Source organism: Kitasatospora sp. NPDC001159, assembly GCF_053598235.1.
This window is the reverse complement of the sequence record NZ_JBSFJV010000229.1, coordinates 1-3,420: the sequence shown is the minus strand read 5'-3', so window position 1 is coordinate 3,420 and position 3,420 is coordinate 1. Positions and strand designations below refer to the sequence as shown.

4 protein-coding genes and 1 pseudogene are annotated in these 3,420 nt (G+C 69.3%); 3 read left to right on the top strand and 2 right to left on the bottom strand.

Annotated features, from left to right (window positions below; genetic code table 11):
- Positions 1–135: 135 nt before the first annotated feature.
- Both ACWC9T_RS41240 and ACWC9T_RS41235 read right to left on the bottom strand, forming a co-directional pair.
- Entirely contained in the window at positions 136–579 is a 444-nt protein-coding gene (locus tag ACWC9T_RS41240) for a hypothetical protein (protein WP_449826153.1), read from the bottom strand.
- A 55-nt stretch (positions 580–634) separates the two neighbouring features.
- Positions 635–1,288 (bottom strand): hypothetical protein, encoded by a 654-nt coding sequence (locus tag ACWC9T_RS41235; protein ID WP_449826152.1) that lies wholly within the window; start codon positions 1,286–1,288, stop codon positions 635–637.
- Between the two features lie 13 nt (positions 1,289–1,301).
- Between ACWC9T_RS41235 and ACWC9T_RS41230 the strand changes: the two are divergent.
- The 3 genes and pseudogenes from ACWC9T_RS41230 to ACWC9T_RS41220 form a co-directional block, all read left to right on the top strand.
- Positions 1,302–2,252 (top strand): annotated as a pseudogene (locus ACWC9T_RS41230) (hypothetical protein); the annotation flags it as partial.
- 307 nt (positions 2,253–2,559) lie between these two features.
- Complete coding sequence (locus ACWC9T_RS41225) at positions 2,560–2,727, top strand: FxLD family lanthipeptide (protein WP_449826151.1); 168 nt, start codon at positions 2,560–2,562, stop codon at positions 2,725–2,727.
- Between the two features lie 124 nt (positions 2,728–2,851).
- Positions 2,852–3,373 carry a lantibiotic dehydratase gene (locus ACWC9T_RS41220; RefSeq protein ID WP_449826150.1) on the top strand — a complete coding sequence of 174 codons (522 nt, stop codon included), beginning with the start codon at positions 2,852–2,854 and terminating at the stop codon, positions 3,371–3,373.
- The last annotated feature ends 47 nt before the right edge of the window (positions 3,374–3,420 follow it).

Below are 3,420 nucleotides of genomic sequence, written 5' to 3'. Positions count from 1 at the left end.
CCGCCCGCTCCTGGAACAGCACGGACACACCATCCCCGCATCAACCGCGCGCTTCCGCACCCCCGCTGACGTGACCGCGTTCCTCGCATCCGCCCACCACGAGATCAAATCACAGTGTTGATTCTCTGCGAGCCCTTACGGCTGCGTCCTCGGTACGGTGGGGACCGATCCGGAGACGAACAGCGGTTCCGACGAGACAATGTTCGGGTGGCCGGACTTAGTGATCATTACTACGGCCTGATAGTCGAAGTTGTGTGGATCGGTCACCTGAGCCCAGGCGACTCCGGAGCACAGTACATCGACTGTTGCCTTGCCGTTCTGGGGAGGCTTTGAGGTGTGGCCGATGATGGTCCCGCTCGTTGTCGTGAGGTACGCGCTGACGGGATCTCCGCTCTGAGCGCGGTAGTCGACCTGGACAGAGTCCTTGCCCACGGGCACGCGGGAGACGGCCAGCGTGTTCGGGTCGGGCTTCCCCGTGATTTGTTGTCCGCAGGTGTTCGCCGCAGCCGGCGTCTCATGGCCGCACGCGGCGAGCAATGGCACGAGCGAGATGGCGAGCAGAGCGGCTTTGCGCTTCAAGGGGGTGCCTCCTCACGGTGGGCCCCCTCTGGTGTCCCAGAGGGGCCCCGTTGCGTTAGACGTGCGGGTTCAGGTGCAGGTTAAATGCGTTGAGGATGTCGGGGGCTTCCGTCCAGAAGAAGGAGCCTCCCCCGATAGCGGACGCGATGCCGCGGGCCTGCCGGGTGTTGCTGCCGGAGATGCTGAACACCAGCGCCCCGGAGTCACCGGGTTCTGCCATCCAGCCCGAAGACTGCCCCTGGACGCCGCGAACGGTGTGCACCGTTCCATCGTCCCAGGTGACGTTGTAATAGACATCCTGGTTGGTAACGGTGATCCCGCAGGGCACGCCGTAGCCGTCGTAGTAGGATTTGGCTCCGTCCTGGCACACGGAATCGCCGTTGTAGGAGTAGGCGTCGGAGGTCACCTGATACCACTGGCCCTGCGGCTGGTCGGCTTCGTCGGAGTTGGTTCCCGCGCCGTTGTACGCCCTGGTCCAGATGACCTGGGCGTCCCATTGGGGCTGGTCGTTGCCGACGTCCCCGACGAAGCTCCCGTAGTTGAGCTGCCAGTTTCCGACTGCGTCGCCTTCGCCGTAGACGTGGTTGCCGGATCCAGTGGCGAAGCAGTGGTCGGCGGTAATGAGATAGTCGCCACCGGAGCTGTCTTCGGCGGCGATTCCTGCAGTGCACTGGGCGGTATAGCCGGCCCTGTGGGCGGGGCCGACCAAGACGTCTCCGCCGATGAAGGGGCTGGGATCGTCCCACCGCCAGGCGATGGGGGTGATCGGGTCGCCCGCGGTGACGGTTACGGGGACGCTGTTGCCGGCCAGCTCGGCCTTGGGGCTGTTCTGTCTGTCCGGTCATCGCTTCTTCCGGGGCGCGTGGGCGGGCACGGGCTTGTCGAAGGTAGCCGTTGCGCGACGGCGCAACGCCTCGTTGCCCGGTGATAGCGCTTTGGCAATCTGTCACTTCCCATGGGAGCGGCCCGGCGTGGAGAGTGTGTCGCCTCCCATCCACTCGGCCCCACGAGGGAGATCCACCATGCCGTCTTTTGACATCAACGGCACCAGCGGCCAGGAGTTCACCGTAGGCGAGCTGGACGGAGCAGTGCGCGAGCGAGCCGGAGCGGTGCTGCGCTCACACGGGCTGGTGAGGCTCGCCAGGCTGGGCGGGCGCGACGATGTGCTCCTCGCGGCCGACTGCCTGATGTCCTCGCTGTGGCGGCACCGGGATGCCGACCCGGACGGACTGACAGTCATCCGCGACACTGGCCTCCACGCCGGACGGGCGGGCTTCGAAGGCCTGGGGCGCGGCGCCCTGGCCCTGCACACCGAGTGCGCGCAGCACCCGGATCCGCCCCGTCTGCTCCTGCTGGCGTGCGCGCGGCCGGCGACACGGGCGGCGAGAGCCTGCTGGTCGATGCCCAGGCGTCCTCGCCGAGCTGGCCGCGCACCACCCCGCCGCGATCGAGGCGCTCTCCGCGGCCCGGGCCGCCTACTTCGGCGGATCGAGCGGCCACTTCGCCCCGGTCCTCCAGCAGCTGCCTGCCGCCGCTGGCGACTGCGGTTGCGGCAGGACGACCTCGCCCGGTTCTCGCCCGACGCCCAACAGCACCTGCCCGCTCTTCGCCAGGCCATCGACCGGCACACCCACCGACTGTGCCTGGCCCCCGGACAAGGCGTCGTGCTGGACAACCACCGTCTGCTGCACGGCCGCACCGCCTTCTCGGGCGAGCGGCTGATACTGCGCGCGCTGGGCGAATCGCACGCCGCGTTCGGCCTCGGCCCCGGCTTCCCCGCGCCCTGGTCCTCGCCGAGCCCCACCGCCCCCGCACGCGGAAGCCAACCCCGCAGGCGCTCCCGGCGAACTGCGGCCCCGCGCAGGGCAACTGGCCGTCGACATGCGGCACTGCCGGCCCCACCGTCTCCTGGTGATGCGAGGCGCATCCCGCGCCCCGACTCCAGGTCCCGCAAGGGAAACCTCCGAAGGAGGTGCCACCATGGCTCAGAAGATCCCGGCCGAGACCAAGGCCGCCATGTCCGTCGTCGGCGACGAGTTCGACCTCGACGTCAGCACTGCCGAGACCACCGACGCGGCCAGCCTGCAGGTCCTTACCGACGACGGCTGCGGCGCCACCTGCGGCGCTTGCACCACCGGCGTGCACTGACCCTGCCGGCTGGTGCCCCGGGTGAACGCCCGGGGCACAGCCGCCGTCCCTGTCCCGTCTCCGAGACCCGAGGTTCGCCGCCATGCGCCCATCCGCTCCCACGGCCTGCTACCGCGCCGCCGGCGTGGCGCTCGTGCGCGCCGTCGCGCGCCCCGACCTGCCGGTTCCTGTCTGGCCGGACCTCGACGGCAACGGCCTCGCTGTGACGCACCAGCAGACTGGATGGCTGCGTACCGTGTGGGCCGACGATCGCCTTGCCCAGGCTCTCGGTCTGGCCAGCCCCGTCCTCGCCGATCGTGTCGCCCGCCTCACCGCCGCCCCTCAGCCCGATCCACGCGAAGTGCGGCGCGCCGTGCGCTCCACCGCCCGGTACCACCTGCGCAGGGCGGGCCGTCCCACGCCGTTCGGGTACTTCGCCGGCGTGCAGGCAGCATCGTTCGGACCGTCCTGCGACCTGCGGTGGGGCGACGGGCACCACGTTGTCCCCCAAGCCTCGGCGACCCGGCTTGCACGAGCGATCGAGCAACTGGAGCACCTCCCCGCCATGCTGGCCAATCTGGACGTGACACCGAACAACACCGTCCCCGTGCGCGGCGACCGGCTAGGAGCGTGTCTCAGTAACAGGCAACCCACCTGCGTCTCGTGATCATTCGTGCGGGATGATCCCGGTGTGCATGGCGAGGATGGGCTGTT

Coding starts and splice junctions, on each gene's coding strand:
- ACWC9T_RS41225 (WP_449826151.1), top strand. CDS start 2,560: ATGGCTCAGAAGATCCCGGCCGAGACCAAGGCCGCCATGTCCGTCGTC.